At 74.6% G+C, this 25,106-nt stretch carries 19 protein-coding genes, 1 tRNA gene and 1 pseudogene; 4 read left to right on the top strand and 17 right to left on the bottom strand.

Annotated features, from left to right (window positions below):
* Positions 1 to 504: 504 nt before the first annotated feature.
* The 3 genes from surE to ACYQ02_RS01915 form a co-directional block, all read right to left on the bottom strand.
* Positions 505 to 1,368: a 5'/3'-nucleotidase SurE gene (gene surE, locus ACYQ02_RS01925; protein WP_460038754.1), complete on the bottom strand. Its 864-nt coding sequence runs from the start codon at positions 1,366 to 1,368 to the stop codon at positions 505 to 507.
* Between the two features lie 330 nt (positions 1,369 to 1,698).
* The gene (locus ACYQ02_RS01920) at positions 1,699 to 4,053 is read right to left on the bottom strand and encodes an ATP-dependent DNA helicase (protein ID WP_460038753.1); all 2,355 of its coding nucleotides are present in this window, start codon (positions 4,051 to 4,053) and stop codon (positions 1,699 to 1,701) included.
* Positions 4,054 to 4,136: 83 nt separating this feature from the next.
* Positions 4,137 to 4,763, bottom strand: coding sequence for a histidine phosphatase family protein (locus ACYQ02_RS01915; protein ID WP_460038752.1), 627 nt, complete (start codon positions 4,761 to 4,763; stop codon positions 4,137 to 4,139).
* Positions 4,764 to 4,895: 132 nt separating this feature from the next.
* On the opposite strand from ACYQ02_RS01915, the gene ACYQ02_RS01910 reads away from it, so the two are divergent.
* Entirely contained in the window at positions 4,896 to 5,861 is a 966-nt protein-coding gene (locus tag ACYQ02_RS01910; RefSeq protein ID WP_460038751.1) for a D-2-hydroxyacid dehydrogenase, read from the top strand.
* A 65-nt stretch (positions 5,862 to 5,926) separates the two neighbouring features.
* Here ACYQ02_RS01910 and ACYQ02_RS01905 read toward each other — a convergent pair whose 3' ends face one another.
* From ACYQ02_RS01905 to ACYQ02_RS01870, 8 genes and pseudogenes are all read right to left on the bottom strand, one after another.
* Positions 5,927 to 7,252: an amidohydrolase gene (locus ACYQ02_RS01905; protein ID WP_460038750.1), complete on the bottom strand. Its 1,326-nt coding sequence runs from the start codon at positions 7,250 to 7,252 to the stop codon at positions 5,927 to 5,929.
* Between the two features lie 70 nt (positions 7,253 to 7,322).
* The gene (locus tag ACYQ02_RS01900) at positions 7,323 to 8,594 is read right to left on the bottom strand and encodes an adenosylhomocysteinase (protein WP_460038749.1); all 1,272 of its coding nucleotides are present in this window, start codon (positions 8,592 to 8,594) and stop codon (positions 7,323 to 7,325) included.
* Positions 8,591 to 9,478, bottom strand: a complete 888-nt coding sequence (gene mtnP / locus ACYQ02_RS01895) for an S-methyl-5'-thioadenosine phosphorylase (RefSeq protein WP_460039025.1) — start codon at positions 9,476 to 9,478, stop codon at positions 8,591 to 8,593. The genes ACYQ02_RS01900 and mtnP overlap by 4 nt, the downstream gene beginning before the upstream one ends.
* Before the next feature lie 252 nt (positions 9,479 to 9,730).
* Positions 9,731 to 10,015: pseudogene (locus tag ACYQ02_RS01890) on the bottom strand (MarR family winged helix-turn-helix transcriptional regulator); the annotation flags it as partial.
* Between the two features lie 105 nt (positions 10,016 to 10,120).
* Positions 10,121 to 10,576: a nucleoside-diphosphate kinase gene (ndk, locus tag ACYQ02_RS01885; protein ID WP_460038748.1), complete on the bottom strand. Its 456-nt coding sequence runs from the start codon at positions 10,574 to 10,576 to the stop codon at positions 10,121 to 10,123.
* A gap of 177 nt (positions 10,577 to 10,753) precedes the next feature.
* Positions 10,754 to 11,158, bottom strand: coding sequence for an adenosylmethionine decarboxylase (speD, locus tag ACYQ02_RS01880; RefSeq protein ID WP_460038747.1), 405 nt, complete (start codon positions 11,156 to 11,158; stop codon positions 10,754 to 10,756).
* A gap of 337 nt (positions 11,159 to 11,495) precedes the next feature.
* Positions 11,496 to 14,297, bottom strand: coding sequence for a hypothetical protein (locus tag ACYQ02_RS01875; protein ID WP_460038746.1), 2,802 nt, complete (start codon positions 14,295 to 14,297; stop codon positions 11,496 to 11,498).
* A gap of 164 nt (positions 14,298 to 14,461) precedes the next feature.
* A complete protein-coding gene (locus ACYQ02_RS01870; protein ID WP_460038745.1) occupies positions 14,462 to 15,601 on the bottom strand; it encodes a glycosyltransferase in 1,140 nt (379 codons plus the stop codon).
* 375 nt (positions 15,602 to 15,976) lie between these two features.
* Between ACYQ02_RS01870 and ACYQ02_RS01865 the strand changes: the two genes are divergently transcribed.
* The 3 genes from ACYQ02_RS01865 (at position 15,977) to ACYQ02_RS01855 (ending at position 18,445) form a co-directional block, all read left to right on the top strand.
* Positions 15,977 to 16,051 (top strand) — tRNA-Pro (locus ACYQ02_RS01865).
* A 214-nt stretch (positions 16,052 to 16,265) separates the two neighbouring features.
* Positions 16,266 to 17,948 carry a molybdopterin-synthase adenylyltransferase MoeB gene (gene moeB / locus ACYQ02_RS01860; RefSeq protein WP_460038744.1) on the top strand — a complete coding sequence of 561 codons (1,683 nt, stop codon included), beginning with the start codon at positions 16,266 to 16,268 and terminating at the stop codon, positions 17,946 to 17,948.
* A complete protein-coding gene (locus ACYQ02_RS01855; RefSeq protein ID WP_460038743.1) occupies positions 17,945 to 18,445 on the top strand; it encodes a M67 family metallopeptidase in 501 nt (166 codons plus the stop codon). Before moeB ends, ACYQ02_RS01855 begins: the two co-directional genes overlap by 4 nt.
* Positions 18,446 to 18,472: 27 nt before the next feature.
* Here the strand turns inward: ACYQ02_RS01855 and ACYQ02_RS01850 are convergent, their stop codons facing one another.
* The 6 genes from ACYQ02_RS01850 to ACYQ02_RS01825 all read right to left on the bottom strand — a co-directional run.
* Positions 18,473 to 18,727 (bottom strand): hypothetical protein, encoded by a 255-nt coding sequence (locus ACYQ02_RS01850; RefSeq protein ID WP_460038742.1) that lies wholly within the window; start codon positions 18,725 to 18,727, stop codon positions 18,473 to 18,475.
* A 21-nt stretch (positions 18,728 to 18,748) separates the two neighbouring features.
* On the bottom strand, positions 18,749 to 20,227 hold the full coding sequence (gene spoIVA / locus ACYQ02_RS01845) for a stage IV sporulation protein A (RefSeq protein ID WP_460038741.1): 1,479 nt from the start codon (positions 20,225 to 20,227) through the stop codon (positions 18,749 to 18,751).
* A gap of 285 nt (positions 20,228 to 20,512) precedes the next feature.
* The gene (locus tag ACYQ02_RS01840) at positions 20,513 to 21,790 is read right to left on the bottom strand and encodes a ketopantoate reductase family protein (protein WP_460038740.1); all 1,278 of its coding nucleotides are present in this window, start codon (positions 21,788 to 21,790) and stop codon (positions 20,513 to 20,515) included.
* A gap of 1 nt (position 21,791) precedes the next feature.
* The gene (gene plsY / locus ACYQ02_RS01835; protein ID WP_460038739.1) at positions 21,792 to 22,409 is read right to left on the bottom strand and encodes a glycerol-3-phosphate 1-O-acyltransferase PlsY; all 618 of its coding nucleotides are present in this window, start codon (positions 22,407 to 22,409) and stop codon (positions 21,792 to 21,794) included.
* 30 nt (positions 22,410 to 22,439) lie between these two features.
* A complete protein-coding gene (gene der / locus ACYQ02_RS01830) occupies positions 22,440 to 23,810 on the bottom strand; it encodes a ribosome biogenesis GTPase Der (RefSeq protein WP_460038738.1) in 1,371 nt (456 codons plus the stop codon).
* Positions 23,811 to 23,862: 52 nt separating this feature from the next.
* Positions 23,863 to 25,106 (bottom strand): DUF3189 family protein (locus tag ACYQ02_RS01825; RefSeq protein WP_460038737.1); only part of this gene is annotated, 1,244 nt, incomplete at its 5' end.

The following is a 25,106-nucleotide window of genomic DNA, read 5'->3' as shown; positions in this document are numbered from 1 at the left end:
ACCTCGAGTGCCGGGCGCAGGCCCCGGGGTTCCGCAAAGGCGGCGGAATGCGGCCGGGCCGGTGCGCGCGCTGCGCGCACCGGCCCGTGAGGCCGTGGCCCGGGGATCGGAGGCATGGGGCGATCGGCGTACGACCGCGACGACGGGGTCCGTGGCCGCGGTTCCGGCGAACCGGCCGGGGTGCTGGGGCCGGCCGATCCGCCCGTCGCTGAACCGCGACCCGTTCCTATGGTGGGCCGGGGGTGGGGTTCGTACCCTAGAAAAAACCGGCCCCGCCGACAGGAGGCCGAGGACCCTTCCGGGCGCGGGCCCGAGGTGACGCCGCCGGTCCCGCGCGATCGGGGCGGATACGCCGCAGGCCGGTCGCCCCGCCGGCGGCCGCCCATCCCGTCGGGCCCCCGCGCGCCACCGGCAGGGCCGCGGCAACGCCCCGCGAGGCGCCCGGCGACATCGTTCCGCCCAGGCGCGGCCCGTACCTTGGGCCCGCTCCGTGGGACCGACCGGTCAGGTCTGGGGCCGGACCTGGACCTGGGCCGGCTGCGCCTGGGCTTCTGCGTCGTCGGTCCCTGCCGCCGGTCGCCGCGACGAGCCCAGGCCGGCCTCCAGCTGGGGCCGCCAGGCTTCCAGCCGGGCCATCGCCTCGCGATCCGAGAGCTGCAGGTGCAAGGGGGTGATGGAGATGTAGCCGGCCCGCACCGCCCCGACGTCGGTCTCCACCGAGGGCGGCTCCTGGACCGGCTCCCCGGCCAGCCAGTAATAGGGCCGTCCCCGCGGGTCGAGCCGCTTTTCGAAGCGATCGCGGTACATGCGCCGGCTCAGCACGGTCAGCACCACCCCGGCGATGCGCTCCTCCGGCAGCGGCGGCACGTTCACGTTGAGGAGCACGCCGGGTGGCAGGCCTTCCCGCGCCACCAGCTCGGCCAGCCGCGCGGTGAACCGGGCCGCCGGGCCGTAATCCGGCTCCTGCCACGCCGCCAGGCTGACGGCGATGGCGGGTACGCCCATGATGACGCCTTCGATGGCAGCGGAGACGGTGCCCGAGTACAACACGTCGAACCCCAGGTTCCCGCCCCGGTTGATGCCGGAGATCACCAGGTCGCAGGGTCCGGGCAAAACGGCCAGCAGGCCGATCTTGGTGCAGTCCGCCGGCGTCCCGCTGACGGCATAGACCGGCGACCGGGCACCGGGGATCTCAACGGGGTCGAGGTAGAGGGGCTTATGGAGGGTGATGGCGTGTCCCGAGGCGCTGCGCTGCCGGTCGGGGGCCACCACGTAGACCTCCCACCCCGTGCGTTCTTCCAGGGCGGCCCGCAGCGTCTGGATGCCCGGGCTGTAGACGCCGTCGTCGTTGACCAGTAGAACGCGCAACGCTCCTGCCTCCTGAAACGGGTTCGCGACCGCGCGGGCGCGCGGGATTACTGGGATGGTACCACGAACCAGGCCGGGGAGCCAGCCCGCCCCGTGCGGTTCCATCCGGCCGGGGAGCCAGCTCGCCCCGCCTGGTTCCATCAGGCCGAGGAGCCAGCTCGCCCCGCGCGGTTCTCATCCAGCGGGGGTGCGGCCTGCCGCCCGCCGGTCGCGCCAGTCTCCCCAGTCGCGCCCGCCCGGGGAGCCGTTCCACGGCCCCACCGGTGCGCCCCTACCGCTGACGCCCCCACGGCGATCCGGCCCGCCGTCCGGCGCCCAAGCCAGCCGGCGTCACGCGTCAACCTCCGCGAACCACCGGGCCACCACGTCGACGACCTGGGTCGCCGATCCCACCCAGCGGGTGGCCGGCGGCAGGCTGTCTAAGAGCTGCGTCGCATACCGGGACGAACCCGGCGCCAGGCGCGGGTCCAGGACGACCACGACCCCCCGGTCGGCCGGGCTGCGGATCAGGCGGCCGAAGCCCTGCTTTAATTTGACGGCGGCACGCGGCAGCTGATACTGGAAGAAGGCCGAGCCGCCGCCTTGCTCGATGGCTTCGCAGCGCGCCGCGGTCAGCGGATCCCCCGGGGCGTCGAAGGGGATCCGCGTCAGGATGACCCCTTCCAGGTGCCGCCCCGGCACGTCGATCCCCTCCCAGAGGCTATCCACGCCCATCAGCACGTCGAGGCGGCCGGCGGCCAGGTCCGCCACCAGCTGCGCCCGGGGACCGTCCCGATCCTGCAGGGCCGGCCGCCGGCCCATGGCCCGCAGGGCCGGGCGCAGCCGTTCGCCCACCGCCTCCAGCGCCCAGCGCGCGGTGAAGAGGACCAGGACGCCGCCGGGGATGGCCCCGATCAAGGGCAGCAGCTGCCGGGCCAGGGCCGCGGCGTAGACCTCGTCCCGCCGGCTGGGCGGCCGGGGGGCATCGGTCACCACCGCCAGCAGGGCTTGACGGGCCAGGTTGAAGGGCGACGGGATGGACCGGCGCTCCACGGCCTCCAGGCCCAGCCGCTTCAACCAGTGGTCGTCCCGGGGCAAGGTGGCCGAGGCCAGCACCGTCGGAACGCGGTCAAAGAGGGGCTCGAGGGCTCCGGCGGCCACCACGGGTGCGGCGGCCAGCTGGAGCCCACCCCCGGGCTGGGGTTCGACCCACGCGCACAAGCCCGCATCCTCCAAAAGCCGCTGGATCGCCGCCCCGGCCTCCTGAACCCCTTGGCGCAGGCGGCGGAAGGCCAGGTGGGCCCGTTCGTCCACCGGCGGCAGGGACTGGTCCAGGGCTTCACGCAGATCGGCCAGGGCCTCCCCGGCCCGTTCCAGGGCCCGGGTGAGGCCCTTGAACCCGGCGTCCACCGGCCGCCGGTTCCAGCCGGCCGGCAGGCGGACGGGGCCGCCCGGCGCCGTTCCCGCCACCGTCTCCAGGGCGACAGCCACGTCCTCCAGGGCGTGGCGGGCCCGGGTGGCCGCCTCGCCCGAGGCGCCGGCGTCGGCCGCGGGTGGGCTGGAGCCGCCGTCCCCACCCCCGGAGGCCCCCGTCGGGTGCGGGTGCGGGCCGCGGGTTCGCTTGATCGAACCGGTGCGCTTGGGTCCCTCGGCGGGCCCCAGGGCGCGGATCAACTCGGCGGGGTTCAACCGACACCCCAGCTGCTGGGCGGCCACGTCCTCCAGGTGATGGGCCTCGTCCAGGATGAGGGCGTCGTAGTCCGGCAGCAGGTGGCCGCCGCCGGCCCAGTCCGCCAGGACCAGGGCGTGGTTCGTCACGATCAAGGCGGCCTGGTGGGCTTGCTCCCGGGCCAGCAGCGGGAAGCAGCGCCGCAGGGCCGGGCAGGCGCTGCCCAGGCAGGCCCGGGCGTCGACGGCCAGGCGGGGCGCCAGGCGCGCCAAACCGGGTTCGGTCAGCTCGGCCAGCTCGCCGGTCGGGGTCGATTCCAGCCACGCCGCCAGGGCCGGGAAGGGGTCGGCCGGCATCGCCGTGGCCGCCGGGTCGGTCCCCGCCGGTGCCCCATCCAGGGCCCGGGCGGTCCGCGGCCCGCCGGTCCCGGGGGCCGTCCCTGGCGCCACCGGGGTCGGGGGGGACGAGGTCTCCGCCGCCGGCGGGTCTTCCAGGGACCAGAGGCTGGGACCCTGGGCCGCCCGCTGCTCCAGCAGGGCGGCCGCCTGCAAGCGGCAGGCGTACTGGCCGAAGCCCTTGAGCACCGCCACCGGGACGGGCACGATCTGCTCGAGGACGGGAAGGTCCCGTTCCCGCAGCTGGTCTTGCAGGGTGAGGGTGTGGGTCGCGACCACCACCCGCGCCTTGTGGCGGTGGGCCCAGAGGGCGGCGGGCACCAGGTAGGCCAGGCTCTTGCCGATCCCCGTGGCGGCCTCCACGGCCAGGTGCCGGCCCTCCTCCAGGGCCGCGGCGACGGCCAGGGCCATCTCCACCTGGCCCGGGCGGTGCTGGTAGCCGGGAAGCAGCCGCTCCAGGATTCCCCCCGGCGCGAAGATGCCCCGGACGGCCTCGGCCAGGGACGCCGCCGGCTCGGGCCCCCCGGCGGCCACGGTCCCGCCTACCGGCACCGCCTGGCGGGACGGCGCCATTCCCCGGGGACGACCGGCCGGCCGATCCTCCGGTGCAGCTCCCCCGGCCTGGGGTTGACCGCCGACCACGGGCCGCCCTCCCTCCCTTCGGGTGCCATCCGCACCCCCGTCGCTCCCCACCGGACGAACCGGCTTGCCCACCTGGCGCTGGCTCAGCGCACCTGGCGCAGGTGGCAGGTATCGTTGAGATACCGCAGCAGGGGCGCCCGTCCCTCCCGGATCTCCAGGGCGGTGACGCTGGCGTTGTCGATCAACATCCGGGTGCGCATGGCCGGCGGCAACTCCAGCAGGCGGCAGAGCAGGGCCTTGACCGTCCCCCCGTGGGCGACCACCGCCAGCCGACGCAGTCCCGGCCGCTCGAGGCGCTCGGCGACGGCGGCCCAGGCGCGCTCGCCCAATTCCCGGAAGGTCTCGCCCCCCGTGGGCCGCCCTTCGAAGGGATCGGCCTGGTAGGCCGCGTAATCGTCGGCGTACCGGGCGCGGATCTCGGCGACGGCCAGCCCCTCCCATTCCCCGAAGGACATCTCCCGCAACCGCGGGTCGGTCTCCAGGGGCACGGGGGGACGGCGGCTGGCGGCGACCGCCTGGGCCGTCGCCAGGGCCCGCCGCAGGTCGCTGGCCAGCACCAGGTCGGGGGGGCGGCGGACGAACCGGCGCCCCAAGGCCCGCACCTGCTGCCGGCCGCGGGCGGACAGGTCCACGTCCCGCTGCCCCTGGTAGAGACCGGCCCGGTTCCACTCGGTTTCCCCATGGCGGATCAGATACAGGGTGACGCCCATTCCCGGCCTCCTTCGGACCCAGGGCCGCACCTTAGCCGGCCGCGCCGGCGGCGCCGCTTCGCGGCCTCGCCAGGGAAAGGGCAGCGCGGTGGGGAATGACCGCAGCAGTCCACCCTGGGAGGTCGAACCAACGTGGCCCTGGAGATCCTCTGCACCGTTCCCCTGAACGACGATCAGGCGGCCCGGCTGGCCGCGGCGGCGCCCGACGCCCGCCTGCACCTGCTTCCCGGCCGCGTTCCACCGGAAGAGCTGGACCGGGCCTTTGCCGTGGCCGAGGTCGCCTTCCTCTTCGGCCGCGAGCTGACCCCGGCGCGGCTCGAGGCGGCCCGGCACCTGCGCTGGATCCAGTGTGCCTACGCGGGGGTCGATGCCATGCTGGCGGCCGTGCCCCAGCTGCGGGAGCACCCGGTGATCCTCACCAACGCCCGGGGGATGCACGCCGCCACCATCGCCGATCACGTGTTCATGTTCATGCTGGCCTGGGCCCGCAACCTGCCGGGGTATCTGGACCAGCAGCGCCGGGCCCAGTGGCGGCGCCTGCCCACCCGCCAGCTGGCCGGCGAGACCCTGGCCGTGGTCGGCCTGGGGGCCATCGGCCGGGAGGTGGCCCGCCGCGCCCGGACCTTTGGGATGCGGGTCCTGGCCTGCCGCCGCCACCCCCAGCCCGAGGAGGGCCTGGACCTGGTGGTTGGCCCGGGCGATCTGCGGCGCATCCTGGAGCCGGCCCAGTGGGTGGTGGTCAGCGCCGCCCTGACCCCGGAGACCCGGCACCTCATCGGCCGGGAGGAACTGGCCGCCCTCCGGCCCGACGCCTTCCTCATCAACATCGCCCGCGGCGCCGTGGTCGACGAGGCGGCCCTGGTCGAAGCCCTTCGGGAACGGCGGATCGCCGGTGCCGGCCTGGACGTGTTCGAGGAGGAACCCCTGCCCCCCGACCATCCCCTGTGGACCCTGGACAACGTCCTCATCACGCCCCACAACGCGGGGGCCATGCGGGATTACACCGGGGCGGCGCTGGAGCTCTTCCTCGACAACCTCCGCCGGTTTCGACAGGGGCAGCCCCTGCGCAACGTGGTGGACAAGGTCCGCGGCTATTGAGGCCCGCGGCCGTCGCTCCCGCGACCCGCAGCCATCGCCCCCGCGACCCGCGGCCGTTGCGCCCGCTACCCGCGGCCGGCCCGGCCCAGGCGGGCCAGGCGCTCCGCCCGCTGCTGGGCCTCGTGCTCCACCCGCTCCAGGTCGATGGTGAGGAGCTCGCCGCCGTCGACCAGCACCTTTCCGTGGACCAGCACCGTGTCCACGTCGGCCGCCTTGGCGGAGTAGACCACCAGGCTGGTCAGGTCGTGGCGCGGCCACAGGTGGGGCGCCCGCAGGTCGACGACGATCACGTCGGCCAGGTAACCGGGGGCCAGGCACCCCAGCCGCTCGAAGCCGAGGGCCCGGGCGCCGCCGCTGGTGGCCATCCGGAGCACCTGCCAGGCCGGCAGGGCGGTGGCGTCGTAGCGGCTGACCTTCTGCAGGTTGGCGGCCAGGCGCATCTCCTCAAAGAGGTCCAGGTGGTTCGTGCTGGCGGCGCCGTCGGAGGCCAGGCCCACCGTCACCCCGGCCGCCAGCATGTCGGGCACGGGCGCGATGCCGCTGGCCAGCTTGCAATTGGAGATGGGGTTGTGGGCCACCCGCACCCCATATTGGGCCAGCAGGGCGATGTCGTCGGCGTCGACGTGGACGCAGTGGGCGGCCAGGGTCTCGTGCTGGAAGACGCCCAGGTCGGCGAAGTGGCGGATGGGGCTTTTGCCGTACTGGGCCCGGATCTGCTCGATCTCCGCCCGGGTTTCCGCCAGGTGGGTGTGGATCGGGCAACCCAGGGCCGCCGCCGCCTCCAGCACCCGCGCCACGTAGGCGGGCGGGCAGGTGTAGGGCGCGTGGGGCGCCAGGGCACAGCGGATGCGGCCGTCACCGGCACCGTGGAACTCGCGCACCAGCCCTTCACCCTCAGCCAGGGCGCGGTCGGCCCCCGGGGCCACCCCGATCAGGCCGCGGGAGAGGTGGGCGCGCACCCCCGTCTCCAGCACCGCCTGGGCCACCCGGTCCATGAAGAAGTACATGTCGGCGAAGGTGGTCACCCCGGCCAGCAAGGACTCGGCGATCGCCAGGAGGGTGCCCCAGTAGACGTCGTCCCCCGTCAGGTGGGCTTCCGCCGGCCAGATGTGCTCCTCCAGCCAGGGCATCAACGGAACGTCGTCGGCGTAACCCCGCAGGAGGGACATGGCGTGGTGGGTGTGGGCGTTGACCAGGCCCGGCAGGACGGCCTTGCCCCGCGCGTCGATGCGGCGGGTGGGCTGCCAGCGGGGATCCAACCCCGTCCGGGGGCCGGCGTACACGATGCGCTCGCCCTCGACGGCGACGACTCCGTCCTCCACCACGTCGAAGGGCCCGTCGCCCTCCCCGGTGAAGACCCAGCCCCCTTCGATCAGCACCCGTGACGGCATCGCCCGTCCTCCTTTCCCCCAACCGCGGCGGGCAGCCCCCCGTGGGCCCCGGCCGCCGGCCGGGTTGTGCTCATGCGGTCCCTTCCCGCCACCCTGCCAGGTAGGCGGCCTGCTCGGGGCTCAGGGTGTCGATGGCGACGCCCAGCGCGGCCAGCCGCAAGGCGGCCACCTCCCGGTCCAGCTCCTCGGGCAGGGGGAAGACCCCCGGTCCCAGCCGGTCCGCCTCCCGGTCGACCCAGGCCAGGGCCAGCAGCTGCAGGCCAAAGGAAAGGTCCATGATCTCGGCCGGGTGGCCATCGCCACCGGCCAGGTTGACTAGCCGGCCGTCGGCCAGCAGGTGCAGCCGCCGGCCGTCCTCCAGGACGTAGGTGCGCACGCCCGGGCGCCCGTCCTCCACCCGCCGGGCCAGGGCCTCCAGATCCGGCTTGGCGATCTCGACGTCGAAGTGGCCGGCGTTGGCCAGGAGGGCGCCGTCCCGCATCCGCCGGAAGTGGCGGGCCACCAGCACATCCCGGCAGCCGGTGACGGTGACGAACACGTCGCCCAGGGCGGCGGCTTCCTCCGAGGGCATGACCTGGTGACCGTCCATCAAGGCTTCGTTGGCGCGGATGGGGTCGACCTCGCAGACGATGACCCGGGCCCCCAACCCCCGGGCCCGCTCGGCGACCCCCTTGCCGCACCAGCCGTACCCGCAGACGACCACGGTCTTGCCCGCCACCACCAGGTTCGTCAGGCGCATGATCCCGTCCCAGACGGACTGGCCGGTGCCATAGCGGTTGTCGAACCGGTGCTTCATGGCCGCGTTGTTGGTGGCGACCATGGGGAAGCGCAGCACGCCCTCCCGGGCCATGGCCCGCAGCCGCAGCACGCCGGTGGTCGTCTCCTCGGACCCGCCGCGGACGCCGCCGAGCCGGTCCGTCCGGCGGGTGTGCAGGTGGGTCACCAGGTCGCCGCCGTCGTCCAGCACCAGGTGGGGGCCGAAGGCGACCGTCTGGTCGATGAACTCCACGTACTCGCCGGCGCTGGCGCCGTGCCAGGCGTAGACCGCCACCCCGGCCTCGGCCAGGGCGGCGGCCACGTCATCCTGGGTCGAGAGGGGGTTCGACCCGCAAAGGGCCACCTGGGCGCCCGCCCGCTGGAGCGCCAGGGCCATCCGGGCCGTCTTGGCCTCCAGGTGCAGGCAGATGGCGATGCGGCGGCCCGCCAGGTCGCCCCCTTCGGCCAGCCGCCGCTCCAGGGCGGCGACCACGGGCATGCGCGCCTCGACCCAGCGGATCTTCTGCCAGCCCGAGGGAGCGAGGCGAGGGTCCCGGATCCGGCTGGGGGCGGTGCCGGCGCTCACGGGCGGGGCTCCTCCCCCTGGGTAGCCCCCGGCGTGGTGGCCGGTACCTGTAGGGGCGCGGGCCGGGCGACGCAGGGGCATGCGGGTTCCTCCGCCAGGCGCGGCAGGGCCTCCAGGATCAGGCGCCGCAGGTTGGTCCCGTTGGCCGCCATGATCTCCAGGACCTCTTCGTGGGTCAGGGGCTGGCCGGAGATGCCCGCGGCGTAGTTGGTCACCATGGCGATGGTGGCGTAGCAGAGCCCGGCTTCCCGGGCCAGGACCACCTCGGGCACGCTGGTCATGCCCACCAGGTCGCCGCCCAGCCGCTCGAACATGCGGATCTCGGCGGGCGTCTCGAAGCGCGGGCCTTCGGTGCAGACGTAGACGCCGCCGTTGGAGACGGGCAAGCCCAGGGCCCGGCCGGCCTCCTCCAGGTGACGCCGCATCTCGGGGCAGTAGGGTTCGGTCACGTCGATGTGGACGACCCCGGCCTCGCCGCCCTCGAAGAAGGTGGACACCCGGTTCTTCGTGAAGTCCAGGAACTGGTCGACCAGGACGAAGTGACCGGGCCCGAAGGCCTGGCGCAGGGACCCGACGGCGGCGGTGGCGACGACCCGCCGGACGCCCAGGGCGGCCAGGGCGTAGATGTTGGCCCGGTAGTTGATCTTGTGGGGCGGCACGGTGTGGCCGGCGCCGTGGCGGGCCAGGAACACGACCTCCAGGCCGCGGAACGTGCCGATGCGCACGGTGGCCCGGCCGTAGGGCGTGACCACCGTCTCCTCCCGCACGTCGTCCAGGATCTCGGGGTCGTAGACCCCTGTCCCTCCGATGATGGCCAGTCGCACGGGCCTGCTCCTCCCTTCCCCGCCCACCCGGGTTCCCGGCCCGGGGGCGGGTTCCTCCATCCCGGCCGTCCCGGACCCGGCGGCGCCCGCTTCCCCGCGGGGCCGGTGGCCTGCCGCGGCGCCCTCACCCGCCGGCAGGGGGCCCGGCCCGTCGCCCTCCCGGCGGATGGCGTCCACCAGGCGCTCCAGCGAGCGCAGCAGCACCCGCCGGTCCACCGGATCCAGATGGGCCAGGACACGGGCCAGGTAGGCGCGCCGCGCCTCCAGCACGGCATCCAGCAGCTCCCGGGCCCGGGGCAGCAGCCGGAGCCGGATCACCCGCCGGTCCTCAGGATCCCGGACCCGCTGCACCAGCTGTTGCCGCTCCAGCCGGTCGACCAGGTCGGTGACGGTGCTGGAGGCCAGGTAGAGGTGCTGGCACAATTCGCCCATGGTGAGCTCGGGATGGCGCATGAGGACGAGCAGCGCGTCGAACTGGGGCGGGGTGATGTCGAACTGCCCCAGGATGGCGCGACCGTGATGGCGAATCAGGGTGGCCACCGCCCGCAGGTGCTGCTCGGCGGCGGCCACCACCAGCCCATCGCCTTGCGGTTCCATGCCCCGGGTCATGGACGGCCTCCCCGGGCCCGGCGGCCGCCGGGCCGGTTCTACCTCTCGCGCAGGCTGGCCGGCGCCGGCGACGCCGCGCCGGTCCCGGCCGGCTCAGCCGCGATCGTACAGCCAGGCCTCCCTATGATTTTCCCAGTCGAGGAGCTCATCCTGCCGGAACCAGAGGGCGATCTCCTGCTGGGCGCTCTCCACCGAGTCGCTGCCGTGGACCAGGTTGAAGCCGATGTCGTTGGCCAGATCGCCCCGGATGGTCCCCGGCGCGGCCTTGGCCCCGTCGGTGGGGCCCAGGAGGTTGCGCACCACGGCCACGGCTTCGCGGCCTTCCCAGACCATGGCCACCACGGGCGCGGAGGTGATGAAGCGGATCAACCCGGGGAAGAAGGGCTTGCCCTCATGGGCCGCGTAGTGGCGGCGGGCCAGGTCTTCGCTGACGCGGACCATCTTCAGCCCGACCAGCTTGAGGCCCTTGCGCTCCAGGCGGGCGATGACCTCCCCCACCAGGCCGCGCTGGACGCCGTCGGGCTTGACCATGACGAAGGTGCGTTCCACCAGGACTCCTCCTTTGGTGCAGGGTGGTCCCGGATGGCAGGATGCGCGCCGGGTGGAACCGGCCATTCCCGGCCGGTTCCACCCGCGGGCCTCTGCCCGGGATCAAAGGCAAGGCAAAAAAAGAAGTGCGGGTTGCCCGCACTTCCACCGCCCCGTCCGGGGTCCGCCGGTCACCAGTCAACCGGCCGCGTCCCGGCGCAGGGCCACCGGCTGCAGCTTGGGATTGTCGTGTTCGTCCAGGATGCCGCGCTGGGTCTCCGACGCCGCCACGCGGCCTGCCCGCAGGTGCTCGAAGATGTAATGGCAGGCATCCCACGGGTCCACGTGGTCGCCACAGGTGAAGACGTCGATGGCGGCGTAGCCAAGTTCCGGCCACGTGTGGATCGTCAGGTGGGATTCCGAGATCACCACGACCCCACTGACGCCCTGGGGGGCGAACTTGTGGAAGGCGACCTGACGAATCTCGGCCCCGGCGGCCAGCGCCGCCTCAACCATGATCGACTCCACCAGATTCACGTCATCCAGCACCGCCGGGTCGCAATCGTATGCCTCGGCCAAGATGTGCCGCCCGAGCGCCCGCATGCGCCTCGCCCCCTTTTCGTGACCGAATTTCACAACCTTTCCGCCGCCTCACGGCGTCAGATTCGGGAATCCCGCCCGAGAAAAGCGGATTCCCCGGCCTGGCTCGTGCGAACCAGGATTCATTGTAGCAACCTCCCCCGCCGTGTCAACAACATAGCGGGACCGATCTTCACCGGGGGTGGCGGTTCGGGGATGGGCTGCCGGCGGCTGGCGGTTGCCCGCGCCCCCGTTTGTCGGTCGCGGGCGAGCCGGCGGCAGGCCCGAGCCGGCGGCGGGCCCGGTGGCTCGCCAGGCGGCCGGGCGGGAGCCGGGCGGACGAACGGGCTCCGACCTTCTCTCAAGGGTGGCCGGTTGCGGGACCGGCGGGTCCGCGCGCGGGCGCTGCCGGGCCGCGCCGCCCCGGCGGCGCCTCCGCAGGGCCGTCGAGGCCGGCGGCCAGGGCCAGGAGCAACGTCGCGCCGTAGACCAGGGTCGTGGCGGCCGCGACGATCCCGCTGTCGTTGAGCAACAGGGCGGCCAGGCTGCCGGCGGCCACCGCCGCCAGGCCGCGCACCGCCTCGGGCTGGCGCCGTTCCAGTTCCCGCACCACCGCCGCCCGGCGATAGATCACGAAGGCGTAGGCGAAGACCAGCATCACAAATAGGTAGCTCCAGTTGGTATACCGCATCAGGCGCAGGTTCATCGTGACCTTGCGCACCACCACGTCGAGCAGGGCCTGCGGTCCCACCCCCTGCACCTGCTCCCACGTGGCCATGACGTGGGTGGCGCTGGCCCCCAGTTGCCGGTCCCAGACCGCCATGGCCAGGCCGACGGCCATGGGCGCCCCCAACAGGAGGAGCGCCGCCCCCACCCGCCAGCGCAGGGAATGGCGCCGGGCGGCGATGGCGACGGCCAGCACGGGCCCGCAGGCGGCCACCGCGGCGGAGAGCGCGCCCCCGAAGTTGCTGCCCAGGCTGGGGTCGGCCAGCACCAGGGCGACTAGGCCCAGGGCCAGGGGGACCCCGACCAGGGCGGGCAGGGGCCGGCGGCCGCCGGCGGTCGCCCACGCCCGGATGCGGCCGAGGCCGGGCCACCGCGGGCTCGGCGCCGGTGCTCCGGATGCGGGTGGTGGCTGGAGCCGCTGCGGGCTGCCCCCCGGCGCCCCGGGTGCGGGTCTGGGCTGGCGCCGCCCCGGGCCACCCGCCGGCACCCCGGGTGCGGGTCGTAGCTGGGACCGTTCCGGGCCACCCGCCGGCCCGTCCGGGCTGGAGGGGCCCTGGGGCCGGGCCTGGTACCGCGCGCGCCGCCGGCGCAGTTCGGCCCAGGCCGCGGCAGCCACTGCCGTCGAGCCGATGAGGACGCCCATGTACTCGTTGCCGATGCCGTAAAAGCGCGCTCCCCCGATGGGAGAGTAGCCAAAGGGGGTGAGCTGGGCGAGCCAGGCTCCCGCCAGGACGTCCACCACCGTGACGGTGGCCGTCCACAGGCCGATGGCGCCGAAGGCCCCCAGGGTGGACCCCGCCAGCTGCCGGGCCCCTAGGGCGAGGGCCACGGCCAGCACCGCCGCCAGCAGGACGGACGGGGTCCCCGACCACCAGCGCCAGCCGGGGCCGGCGGGCCAGGCGGGCAGCAGGAGGTTGGCCAGGGGGAAGGCAGCCAGGGCCGTCAGGGGCAGGATCCAGCGCTCCAGGCGGCGGCCCCGGCGCCACAGGGCCAGCAGCGGCCCAGCGGTCAGCACCAGGCCGGCCCCGACGAACAGGCGGATGAAGGCGGCCCGGCGCTGGTAGTTGGCCACCAGGCTGGCATGGAGCCGCTCCAGAGCGGCCAGGGCCTCCCGACGGCCGGCCTCCGCCCCCCCGCGCGCCGGGGCCGCGCCGCCGCCGGCATGGGCTTGGCCACCGCCGGCCAGGATGGCGTCGCCCCACTGGCGGCCGCTCGCCGGCACGACGACCCAGGGCCGGCCGATCCAGGCGGGATGGGGCGGCGCGCCCAGGTGGGCGGCCACCATAGGAGCCAGGTCCGTGTTGGCCACCACGCCCGCGCGGCGGGTGGAGGGACTGGCCAGCAGCCCCGGCCCCGCCCCCCAGCTGACCACCGGCATCAGCGTCTCCCCGCTGGCCCGGGCCTCGCTCCCGGGCGCCGGGTTGAGCAGGACCAGGCGGTCCTCGGGACCCAGGCCGGCCGCCATGACGGCCAGGGCCCGGCCCAGCCGGCGGCCCGCCTCCAGGCGGGCGGCGCGCAGGGTCTCCTCCGGCAGGGCCGGGGCCAGGTCTTCCAGGCGACCCAGATCGCCGGCTTCGACGACCACCAGGGCCGCGCGCCGCCGCGCCGCCGCCCAGGCTTCCAGAACTGCGTCCCAGCGGGTCCGCCACCCGCCCGGAAAGGCGGGATCGGGCTGCAACACCCGGCCGTCAACCAGCCCCATGTCGATCCAGCCGCGGCCGTCGGCGGCCAGCAGGGCAGCGCCCGGCCGGGCCGCCGCCCAGGGGCCCGAGGGCAGGTCGGCATTGCCGATGGCGGCCACCTCCAGGCCGGCCTGGTGCAGGGCGGTGGCCAGGGACCCCAGCGGCACCGGGTGGTCCAGGGCTTCGTTGGCCCGCTGGAGCGCCTCCCATCCCCAGTGGACCACGGGCGGGAGGTCGGCGCCTGCGCCGGCCATGGCCGGCTGGGTCTGCGGCGGCAGCTCCTGGGGGCCGGCCAGGGGGGCGCCGGCCGGAACCGGCCCGCCGGGCCACCAGCGGTTGAACAGGGCCAGGGCGGTACCGGGTTCCAGCACCTGGTCGCCGGGAAGGATCCACCCGGCGGTGGGGCCGCTGACGGCGCGGGCTCCCGCGCCCAGGGTGAGATAGCCGGCCTCCCGGCCGTAGTAGCCGCCGGTATGGGCGGTCATCAAGCCCACGGCGGCCTGCCGGAGCAGGCGGGCCCACGTCGGGTCCGTGGCTTCAAGGCGGCGCAAGAGGTCAAGATCGAGCCCCGGCGCCGTGACGACGGTGACCACCCGGCGGGTGAAGCCCTCCCCGGGCAGGGAGGCCGGCGCCACCCAGGGCCGGCCCTCGTCCAGGACGATGCGGCCCGCGCCGCCGAGGGCCCGGTTCAAGGCCACGCCGGCGGCCGCCGTGGCCAGGGCCAGCCCCAAGGCCAGGATGAGGATGGCCGCCACCCGCCCGCCCACCGGCCGGGGGATGCGGCGGCGGCGCCCCCGCCCCCGCGGCGGGCGCGCAGCGCCGGTTCCACCGGTTCCGGTTTTCGGTGGGGTGCCGGACGAGGCCGCGCCGGGCGGCGCGGTCCCGTTGGGGTCCGTCGAGCGAGGGGGGAACGGCACGGTCATCGCCTCTCCTGGGCCCGGTGGATCCGCTGCCGGCGCCGCGGCGGGACCGGCGCGGCGACCAGCTGGGCGTAGAGCTGGAGGTGCTGGCGTGCCACCTGGGCGGCGTCGGGACAGCGGCGGGCCCGCGCGGCGGCCGCCTGGGCGAGCCGGCGGCGGGCCGGTTCGTCCCGCAGGAGGGACGCCAGGACCCGGGCCAGGGCGGCCGGTTCGTCCGGCGGGACCAGGCGCCCGTCCACGCCGTCGCGGATCAGCTCCTCCAGGCCCCCGGTGCGGCTGGCCACCACCGGCCGGCCGGCCGCCATCGCCTCCACGACGGCCAGGCCGTAGGCCTCCTGGCGGGAGGGCTGGACGTAGACGTCCACGGCGCGCAGCCAGCGGGCCGCCTGGGGGCGGTGACCGGCCCAGCGCACCCAGGCGCCGATGCCCAGGCGGCCGGCCAGCCGGCGCAGGGCGGGTTCGTCCGGTCCCGCGCCGACGACCAGGCAGGTGACGGGAAGGCCGTGGCGGTGCAGCAGGGCGACCGCCCGCAACAGGACGTCGACGCCCTTCTCCCGGCTGAGGCGGGCCACGGTGCCCACCACGGGGCCGACGTCGGGCAGCCCCAGCTCGCGGCGGGCTCGCTGGCGCGGCACGGCCGGCGGCCCTGGACGCCGCAGGGGCGGGACCAGGACGTGGACCTGGGACGGCCGGCCCGGCGCCGGCGGGGGCACCACACCGGCCAGGGCGGCCCACGTCGCCAGGGCGCGGGAGACGGCCACCACCGCCTGGCAGCGCCGGGCAACCCAGCGGGCCACCTGGCGTTGCCACCAGCCCTGGGGATAGGTGTGCAGGGTCAGGACCAGGGGAACCCTGGGGAAGGCCACGGCCGCCACCACGGCGGCCTTGAGGCCGTGGGCGTGGATGAGCCGCGGCGGCTCCGGCTCCGGGTCCCGCACCTGGGCACGCAGGTGGGCGAGCTTGCGCCAGGGCGAGCGGCCCGCCGCCAGGAGGATCCGGCACGGCGCGCCCGCCGCCTGGAGCTGGGCCCCCACCGCTTCGACGTAGGCGCGCAACCCGCCAGCCGCGGGGCCCGCCACCCACCAGATGGGCCCGGCCGGAGGTGGGGCCGGTTTGTCCGGAAATTGGTGCAGGTGCATTCGACTGGCCCTCCCTGCCAGAAGGTGCCCGCAGCGAGGCTTCCCTATACCGCTGCGGCCACCGCTCGGGCCGGCGCGGGCAGTATTTCGGGATTTCGGTCGCGGGGGTGTGCGGGTCCCCCGTGCAGGCGCGGCGGTCCCGGTGGGGGGTGCGCGAATCTCCGGTGCGGGGTGCGGCGCCCCGGTGCCAGTGTGCGAGCCGCCGGTCCGTGGCGCGGCGGTCCGGGTGCGGGGTGCGAGTCTCTACGTGGGTCCCGGTGCGCGGTGCGGCGGCGGCGGTGTGGGGTGCGGGTCTCTGCGGGCGTCCCGGTGCGCGGTGCGGTGGCGCTGTTGCGGGATCGGGGATGCCGTGCTAGAATGGCGTCGAGTTCGCGGCGGGCTGTGGCGCAGCTTGGTTAGCGCGCTACCTTGGGGTGGTAGAGGTCCCCGGTTCAAATCCGGGCAGCCCGACCGGCACGACCCCGCGGTTCCTCCCGCGGGGTCGTGGGCTTTTATGGCCGCCATGGCCGCGGCCGCCATCGCCGCAAGGCTTCATCGCCACAACGCCGCAAGCTTCATGACATTCATGACGCCGCAAATATTTAGGAAGGTGGCGGCGGGCCCCGCCCGGCGAGGCTTCCCTTGCCTGCCGAAATCCATGTATAGTACTCAGTGAGGTTGAATTTTGGCGGCCGCTGCCGCCGAGGCCCCCACACAGGGTGAGGTGTTGCGCGTGGTCGAGGTCTACATCCCCACGCCGTACCGGTCCATCACCGGGGAGGCGCGCTTGAAGGTCGAGGCGGCCACGGTCCAGGAGCTCTTGGAGACCCTGGCCCAGCGCTACCCCGACCTGCGCCCGCGGCTGTTCGAGGGGGATTCCATCGCCCATCATCTGAACGTCTACGTCAACAAGCGGGAGATCCGCACGCTGCAGGGCGCCGCCACGCCGCTGCAGGACGGCGACGAGGTGGCGTTGATCCCGGCCATGGCGGGCGGATCGGGGGACGACGCGGCGGGTCCCCTGCTGACCGAGCAGCAGATGGTGCGCTATTCCCGCCATGTCCGGCTGCCGGAGGTGGGTGTGGAGGGCCAGCGCAAGCTGCTGGACAGCAAGGTGGCCATCGTCGGCGCCGGCGCCCTGGGCTCGCCGGCGGCGATCTACCTGGCCGCGGCGGGTGTGGGCACCATCGGCATCATCGACGGCGACCGGGTCGAGGTGTCGAACCTGCACCGGCAGATCCTCTACTTCGACCATGACCAGGGCCGGCCCAAGACCCAGGCGGCACGCCGCCACTTGGAGGACATCAACCCCGACGTCCGGGTCATCGAACACCGGGAGTTCCTGAACTCCCAGAACGCCCTGGAGATCCTCAAGGACTACGACGTCGTCATCAACGGCAGCGACAACTTCGCCACCCGGTATCTGGTCAACGACGCTTGCGTGCTGCTGGGCAAGCCGCTGGTCGACGCCAGCATCCTGCGCTTCGAAGCCCAGGCCACGGTCTTCATGCCCGGCCGCGGCTGCTACCGCTGCCTGTTCCCCGCGCCGCCCCCGCCGGGCATGGTGCCCAGCTGCGCGGAGGCGGGGGTGCTGGGGGCCCTGGCGGGCCACATGGGCACCCTCCAGGCCCTGGAGGCCATCAAGATCCTGCTGGGCATCGGCGAGACGCTGGCGGAAAAGCTGCTGATCTACGACGCCCTGAGCGCCAGCTACCAGATCCTGCACTGGCAGCGCAACCCCAATTGCCCGGTGTGCGGCGACCACCCGACCATCACCGAGCTCATCGACTACGAGGCCTTCTGCGGGGTGCCGCTGCCGGGCAGCGCCAGCCGCCAGGCCAACGGGCGGGCCACCCTCCCTGCGGCCCGGCCGGGCGACGGCGCGGCGGGACGGGCGGCCCAGCCGGCCGGCGGAGCCCCGGCGGAGGAACCGGCGGCCCCGGCCACCCAGGGCACGGCCGAGCGGGCCTCCGGCGACCCGGCCGGAGGTGTGGCAGGCCCCGGTGGGGCGGGCGATGAGGAGGCCCTGCCCGATACCAGCGGCGGACCGGCGGAGCTCTCGCCCGTGGAGGCGCGGCGGCTGGTCGAAGGCGGGCGGGTCCAGGTCATCGACGTGCGCGAGCCCTGGGAATACGACCGGGACCACATCCCCGGCGCCCGGCTGATGCCCCTGGCCCAGCTGGGGGCGCGGCTGGAGGAGATCGACCCCGAGCAGCCCCTGCTGATGGTCTGCGAGGTGGGCGAGCGCAGCCGCCTGGCGGCCGAGTTCCTCCATGAGGCGGGGTTCCCCGCCGTCTACAACCTCAAGGGCGGCATGATCGCCTGGCGGAACTACCGGCTGCCGGTGGAGGCGGGATCGGCGCGATGAGGGACGTGCCCGCAGGCGGCGGGGGCGTTCCGGCGGAGGCGGGGGCGGGCGGCCCGCCCCCGCTGGTTCTTCCCCGGGCGCTGGTGACGGCCATGCTGGACCATGCCCGGGCCGAGGCGCCACTGGAGGCGTGCGGCATCGTCGGGGGCAAGGACGGCCGGCCGGTGACCTTCTACCCGGCGCGGAACGCGGACCGGTCGCCGGTGCGATACACCGTGGACCCGGAGGACCAGCTGCGCATCTTCACCACGATGGACGAACGGGGCGAGGCGCTCTGGGCCATCTTCCACAGCCACCCCCACTCCCCCGCCTACCCGTCGCCCACCGATGTGCGCTATGCCTACTATCCCGAGGCCTACTACCTGATCGCCTCCCTGGCCGCGGAACCCCCGGTGCTGCGGGCGTTCCGCATCGTCGACGGGGCCATCGTCGAGCACCCCCTGGCGGTGGACGACGGGGCCGCCGGGCCGCCGCCGCCCCCCGTCTCAAGAGGCTGAGCCCACCCCGCGACAATGCCGCCGGCCCTAGCTGCGGGGCCGGCGGTAGTACTTCACGCCGCTGTAGAGGCCCATGCTGCCCAGGCCCAGGGCCAGCCCCTGGATCAGCGCCTCGAACCACAGGGACTGGCCGGCCACCGCGTAACCGAAGGAAAGGGCCAGGCCGAGGACAAGCGCCACGGGCGGCGCCCATCGCGTGGGCATGCCCTGGCGCTTGAGGAGTTCCACCAATCCGGTGATCAGGGGGACGGCCACCACGATGCCGGTGGAATCGGGATCCACCCGCCCCACCCCCTTGGCGCCTCAGATGATGATGCAGATCAGGTTGCCGCTGCCCTCGTTGGCGATGCGCTCCAGCGCCTCCCGGATCTTGCCCTGGGCGTTCTCCGGCATCGAGCGGATCTTGTCCTCGATGCCCTCCTTGAGCAGTTCATCCAGCGACTTGCCGAAGATGTCGGACTCCCAGATCTTGCGCGGGTCGTCCTCGAACTTCTCCATCAGGTAGTTGACCAGTTGCTGGGACTGCTTCTCCGAACCGATCATCGGCGCCACCTCGGTGCTGACCACCGTGCGGAACAGGTGGAGGGTCGGGGCGCTGGCCCGCAGCCGCACGCCGAACTGGCCGCCCTTGCGCACCAGTTCGGGCTCCTCGAAGACCAGGTCGTCCAGGGCCGGCATGACCACGGCGTAGCCGCGCTCGTCGGCCTCCTCCAGGCTGCGGCCGATGCGGTCGTAGACGGCCTTGGCCTTGCTGAGCTCCCGGATCAAGCGCACCAGGGTCTCCTTGCCCCGGATCTCCATCCCGCTGATCTCGCCCAAGACCTGCCAGAAGAGCTCCTCCGGCACCGTCACGTCGACGGTGGCGACGCCGGTGCCCAGATCCAGCTCCTGGAGCTCGACCTTCTCGATGTGCTGGTACTCCCCTAGCTGGTCGATGGCCCGTTCCACGTCCCGCAGCCGCTCCACGTTCTGGACGGTGGCCTGGATCGCTTCGGCGTAGTGGCGCCGGAGCCAGAAGTCCTCATCCAGCTCCTCCACCCAGGCCGGAAGCTGGACCACCAGCTCCCGCACCGGGAACTCCAGGAGCAGTTGCTCCAAGACGACCAGCAGGTCGCGCTCGCCCACCCGGTTGAGGGCGATGGGGATCACCTGGACGTCGTAGTCGAAGGCCAGGGTCTCCGCCAGCTGGGCCGTCTCCGGCGACAGGGGGTCGGCGGTGTTGAGCAGGACCACGAAGGGCTTGCCGAGCTCCTTGAGCTCGCGGATCACCTGCTGCTCCGCCTCGACGAAGTTCTCCCGGGGGATCTCGCCGAAGCTGCCGTCGGTGGTCACCACGATGCCCAGGGTGGAATGTTCGTTGATGATCTTGCGGGTGCCCACCACCGCGGCCTCTTCGAAGGGGATGTCCTGCTCGAACCAGGGGGTGGTCACCATGCGCGGCCCGTCGGCCTCGGTATAGCCGATGGCGCCCGGGACGGGGAAGCCGACGGAGTCGACCAGCCGCACCCGCACCGTGAGCCCTTCCTTGACCTGGATCTCCACCGCCTCGTCGGGGATGAACTTGGGCTCCGCCGTCATGATGGTGCGGCCGGCCCCGCTCTGGGGAATGGCGTCCTGGGTGCGCTGCCGGTCGTGCTCGTTGGCGATGTTGGGGAGGACCAGCAGCTCCACGAACTTCTTGACGAAGGTGGACTTCCCCGCCCGCACCGGACCGACCACGCCAATGTAGAGGTCGCCGCCGGTGCGCTCGGCAATGTCCTGAAAGATGTCAAAACGCTCCACGCGCCTTCCCTCCCGATGCTGCCGCCGTGCCCGCGGCTCCGGCTGGTCGGTCAGACAGCGGCCAGCCCCTGTCCGAGGCCAGTACCATGTATATGAGGGGTGGGAGGGGATATGTCGCGGGGTGGGACGAACCGGCCGGCCCGTCCGCCGGCCTTTTGGGCGCCGGCCCCGTGCGGGGAGGGCGGCCGTCCTGAGGAAGGGGGGGCCGGCGCCGGGCGCCGGCCGCGATGGCCCGCCCCGGCCCGGGAGGGGGCATCCGGAGGGGGCATCCGGTCCCCGGGCCCCTCAGCCGCCGGCCGGCCAGGCCCCGTGCTGCCGCAGGGCCGCCAGCAGGTGGTCGGGACGGTCGCGGAACCAGGCCCGGCGGGCCGGATCGGCGGCGGCCTCGTCCACCAGGCGGGCCAGGGCCGCGCACACCGGAGCCGGGCACCCCAGGGCGGCGCCCACCCGGGCGACGGCGCCGTGCAGGGCTTGGATCTCGGTGGGATGGCGGCCGGCCGCCACGTCCAGGGCGACGGACGGCAGCTTGCCGCCCCGTCCTCCCGCCGCCCGGGGGCCCACGGTGCGGCGGAACAGGGGCGCCGGCAGGAGGCGGACCAGGCGGGTGAAGAGGCGGACGGGGTAACCCGGCAGGTCGACCAGGTCCGGTGCGGCCCGGCGGGCGACGGCGACCGCCTCCCGCAGGCTGCGGTGCTCGACGGCCGCCGCCACCGGGTCGTGGAAGACCCGGCCCACGTCCCACTGGAGCAGGGCGCCGACGGCGTTGCCCACCAGGTTGAGCAGCACCTTGGACCACTTCAGGGTGGCCGCGTCAGGCGCCGTCACCACCGGCACCGGCAGGGTGGCCTGCAGCTGGTGGGCCAGGGCCCGAAAGGCGAGGACCGCCGCCCGGCGGGCCCCCTCGGGCGGCGGGCTGCTGGCGGGCAGAGGCCGGAAGGGTTCCCCGGCGCCCGCCGCGCCGGCCAGGCCGGCGGGGGGAGACGACGGTTCGCCGGGATCGGCACCGGCACCTGGCAGGGCGGCCGTTCCACCCGGCCCCACACCCGTCACCGGGGCCAGGCCCAGGCCGCCCCGGCCGGCGTTGTAGACCCGGACCCGGTGGCCCTCCAGGGCCGCGCTCAGGGTCACGGTGCCGGCGACCACCCGGCCGACGCCCAGGCGGGAGACGGCCTGTTCCTCCGCCCCGAGGCCGTTTTGGAAGGTGACCACCACGGGGGGCCGGCCGCCCCGCCCGGCGGGCCAGGTGGCGGCCACCTGGGCCAGGGCCCGGGGAAGGGCGGGCGCCTTCACCGTCACCAGCACGGCGTCGGGCTCCGTCAGGGCCGCCGCCTCCCAGGTCGACCCGGCCACCGCCACCCGCCAGGGGCCGGAGGGGCCGCTCGGCTGGCCGGTGCCGCTCCGAGCCGGCCGGGCGGCTGGTCCCGGATCGAGCAGCAGCCCCTCCCGCGCCACCGGCGCCAGCCGCTCGGGCCGCCCCACCAGGACGACCGGATGCCCGCCGGCGGCCAGCAGGCCGCCCAACAGGCAACCGATGGCCCCGGCCCCCACCACCACGACCCGCATCTCAGTCCCCCCGCGGGTCGATCTTCAGCGTGATGGGCAGTTCCTCCCCGCGCAGCAGGCGGCCGATGTTGGCCCGGTGCCGGACCAGGACGACCAGGGCCGCCACCCCACCGAAGATCAGGTGCGCCGTGGGGGCGTGCCAGAGGAGCATCCACAAGGGTACGCTGACGGCGGCGGACATGGAGCCCAGCGAGGAATAGCGGCTCAGGGCGACCACCCCGATCCAGACGGCGAAGGCTGCCAGGGCGACCCGTGCGTCCAGCCCCAGCAGGACCCCGAGGCCGGTGGCCACCCCCTTGCCGCCCTTGCCGCGGAGCCAGATCGACCAGCTATGCCCGGCCATGGCCGCCACGCCGGCCAGCACTGCCGCCGGCTCGCCGAGACCGGCGGCCCGCGCCACCACCACGGGCAGCCAGCCCTTGGCCGCGTCGGCCAAGAGGACCGCCGCCGCCACTCGCGGTCCCGCCACCCGCAGCACGTTGGTCGTGCCGATGTTGCCGCTTCCGTACCGGCGGATGTCGACCCCGCGGGTCGCCTTGACGAGCCCGAGCCCGAAGGGCAGCGAGCCCAGGAGGTAACCCAGGATCACCACGCCGGCCAAACCGGGTCCCCAATCCATCCGTCCCATTCCCTCACTCGGGCAGCCCCCTCATTCCTCGCCGGCCGTCCCCTTGCCCCGGGAGGGCGCCCGGAAGATCAGCCGCAGGGGGGTGCCCGTGAAGTCGAAGGCTTTGCGCAGGACGTTCTCGAGGAAGCGCTGGAAGGAGAAGTGCACCAGCTCCGGGTCGTTGACCAGGAAGAGCAGGGTCGGCGGCCGGTCCGCCACCTGCCGCACCCGGTGGATCCGCAGGCGACGCCCCTTCCGGGAGGGCGGCTCGTGGACCAGCAGGGCATCGTCCAGCACCTTGCGTAGCACCGGCTCCGGCACCCGGCGGCGGTGGTTGTCGGCGGCGGTGGCCAGCGCCTCGACGAGCCGTTCCACCCGCTGCCCCGTCAGCGCCGAGATGAAGACGATGGGCGCGAACTGGAGGAAGTCGTACTCCCGGTACAGGGCCTCGCGGTACTGGTCGGCCGTGTCGGGCCCCCGGGTTACCAGGTCCCACTTGTTGACCGCCAGCACACACGCCTTGCCTTCCTCGAGGATCATGCCCGCGATGCGCTTGTCCTGCTCGGTGGCCGGGTCCCGGGCGTCCAGCACCAGGCAGGCCACGTCGGCCCGGGCCAGGGCCCGCTGGGTCCGTAGGGTGCTGTAGAACTCCACGTCCTCCTTGACCCGGCTCTTGCGCCGCAGGCCGGCGGTGTCGATGAAGCGGAAGACCCGCTCGCCCCTCCGCCACAGGACGTCCACGGCGTCGCGGGTGGTCCCGGGGATGTCGCTGACCACCACCCGCTCCTCGCCCAACAGCCGGTTGACCAGGGACGACTTGCCCACGTTGGGCCGGCCGACGATGGCCACGGCGATCTCGGCCGTTTCGCCCCAGGCCCCCCGTTCCCCCCCGTCCGGGCCGGGTTCATCCGCCGGGGAGGGAGCGGGAAGACCGCGCACCACGGCATCCAGCAGATCGCCCACGTTGCGGCCCGGGCCCGCCGCCACGGGAATCGGCTCGCCCAGGCCGAGGCGGTAGAAGTCGAACTGCACGCCGTCCCAGCGGGCGTCGTCGACCTTGTTGACCGCCAGGATGGTGGGCTTGCGGGACTGGCGCAGCAGGCGGGCCACCTCTTCGTCGGCCGGGGTCACGCCGGCCTGGCCGTCGACCACCATGATCAAGAGGTCCGCCTCCCGCACCGCCGCCTCCACCTGCCGGCGGACCTGGACGGTCAGGGGGTCGTCGCCCTCGGCCAGGCCGCCCGTGTCGACCAGGGTGAACTCCCGGCCCGCCCAGTCGGTGTCAGCATAGAGGCGGTCCCGGGTGACGCCGGGGACGTCGTCCTCGATGGCCAGGCGGCGCTCGATGATGCGGTTGAACAGGGTGGACTTGCCCACGTTGGGCCGGCCGACGATGGCCACCACGGGTTTCACGGCTGCCCTCCCCTCCCGCCCGTTCCATCATGCCAGGGGCCTGCCAGCAGCGTCAACGCGAAGGATGGCGGTCGCCGTCGCCCGCCACGGCGGCCACCAGTGCCGCCAGCTCCGGCCAGCGCCGCGTCCAGGCCCGCACCGCCCATGCCCACCGCCATCCCCCAACATCCAACGCCCGGGGCCCCTGGGCCGAGGCGCGTCCCGGCCCACCTTCATCCCCGGTGGGGTGACCACCGGTCTCAGTCCCATGGCCCCGGGGCTTGGCCGGGCGGAGACCGTCCCCATCGGGATCGCCCTTCGCCCGGCGGGTGGGGCCCAGGGCCCCCGCCGGCCCGGGGGCGTGGGGCCACGGTGCCAGCCGTGCCCACCAGGGGGTGCTGTCGCCCACGGGGATGAACCGCCACCCCCGGGCGCCCTGCTCCCCCGCTGCGGAGGCCCCCGCCGGCCGGTTGCCATCGCCCGGCGGCCGGCCGGCGGCCTCGACCGGCAAATACCCCAGGGTGCGCAGGGCGTGGGCCGCCCGCAGGGCCAGGACGTCCGGACCGCCGGCGCCCGCGGCCAGGACCACCTGGCCTGAGGGGTCCGTCCCCACCCGGAAGATCCGGCCCTCGTCCAGGGGCGACAGGCGGTCGAAGCCGGGCAGGGCGGCCACTTCCCGGGGGCCCGGCGGTCTTGCGGGGGACAGCCGGCCCAGGTGGAGGTAGGCCGCGAGCAGGGCCCGGTGGGCCGACCCGCCCGAAACGTAGAACACCGCCCGCTGCGGGAACCGCTGCGGGAACGGAGGGGCCGGGGGCCCGGCCGCCGCCGGACCGGGCGGGCCGGGGTGCGAGGCCGTCGCCGGCGGGCTGGCGCGACCGCCGGGGCGGGCCTCCTGGTAGGCCGCGACGGCCTGGCGGGCCGCCTCCACCCGCTGCACCAGGTGGGGGAAGGCGGCCTGAACCCCCCGAACCAGCAGGGGGCGGGCTAGCCGGCGCCAGCCCAGGCGGCGGGAGGCGAAGCCCGCCACCTTCATCGCCAGGTTGACCTCCGTCAGCACGTTGACGAAGAGCCAGCGGTCGGCGCCGCCGGCCAGGGCCAGCAGCCCCAGGCACCAGCGGGCCAGGGCATCCCCGGCCCCCTCGGCCCCCAGGATGAAGAGGCCGTCGCAGCCCGGGCCGTGGCCCATGGGCAGCAGCCGGCCGTGTTCCTCCCGCTCGTTGCGGTCGAAGAAGTCGAGCCGGGCCAGCTCGGACGCCGCCGGCGGGCGGTGGGGGTCCAGCAGTCCCTGGTGCAGCGCCGCCGAGACCACCGAGGCGA

Source organism: Thermaerobacter litoralis (assembly GCF_054654595.1).
This window is presented reverse-complemented; position numbering and strand designations above follow the sequence as displayed.

What these genes read in the sequence shown, in the direction of transcription:
- ACYQ02_RS01915 (WP_460038752.1), bottom strand. Translation starts at nt 4,763, where the DNA reads ATGGGCGTCACCCTGTATCTGATCCGCCATGGGGAAACCGAGTGGAAC.
- ACYQ02_RS01905 (WP_460038750.1), bottom strand. Translation starts at nt 7,252, where the DNA reads ATGCCGTCACGGGTGCTGATCGAAGGGGGCTGGGTCTTCACCGGGGAG.
- mtnP (WP_460039025.1), bottom strand. Translation starts at nt 9,478, where the DNA reads ATGGAGGAACCCGCCCCCGGGCCGGGAACCCGGGTGGGCGGGGAAGGG.
- speD (WP_460038747.1), bottom strand. Translation starts at nt 11,158, where the DNA reads ATGCGGGCGCTCGGGCGGCACATCTTGGCCGAGGCATACGATTGCGAC.
- ACYQ02_RS01870 (WP_460038745.1), bottom strand. Translation starts at nt 15,601, where the DNA reads ATGCACCTGCACCAATTTCCGGACAAACCGGCCCCACCTCCGGCCGGG.
- ACYQ02_RS01855 (WP_460038743.1), top strand. Translation starts at nt 17,945, where the DNA reads ATGAGGGACGTGCCCGCAGGCGGCGGGGGCGTTCCGGCGGAGGCGGGG.
- ACYQ02_RS01840 (WP_460038740.1), bottom strand. Translation starts at nt 21,790, where the DNA reads ATGCGGGTCGTGGTGGTGGGGGCCGGGGCCATCGGTTGCCTGTTGGGC.
- plsY (WP_460038739.1), bottom strand. Translation starts at nt 22,409, where the DNA reads ATGGATTGGGGACCCGGTTTGGCCGGCGTGGTGATCCTGGGTTACCTC.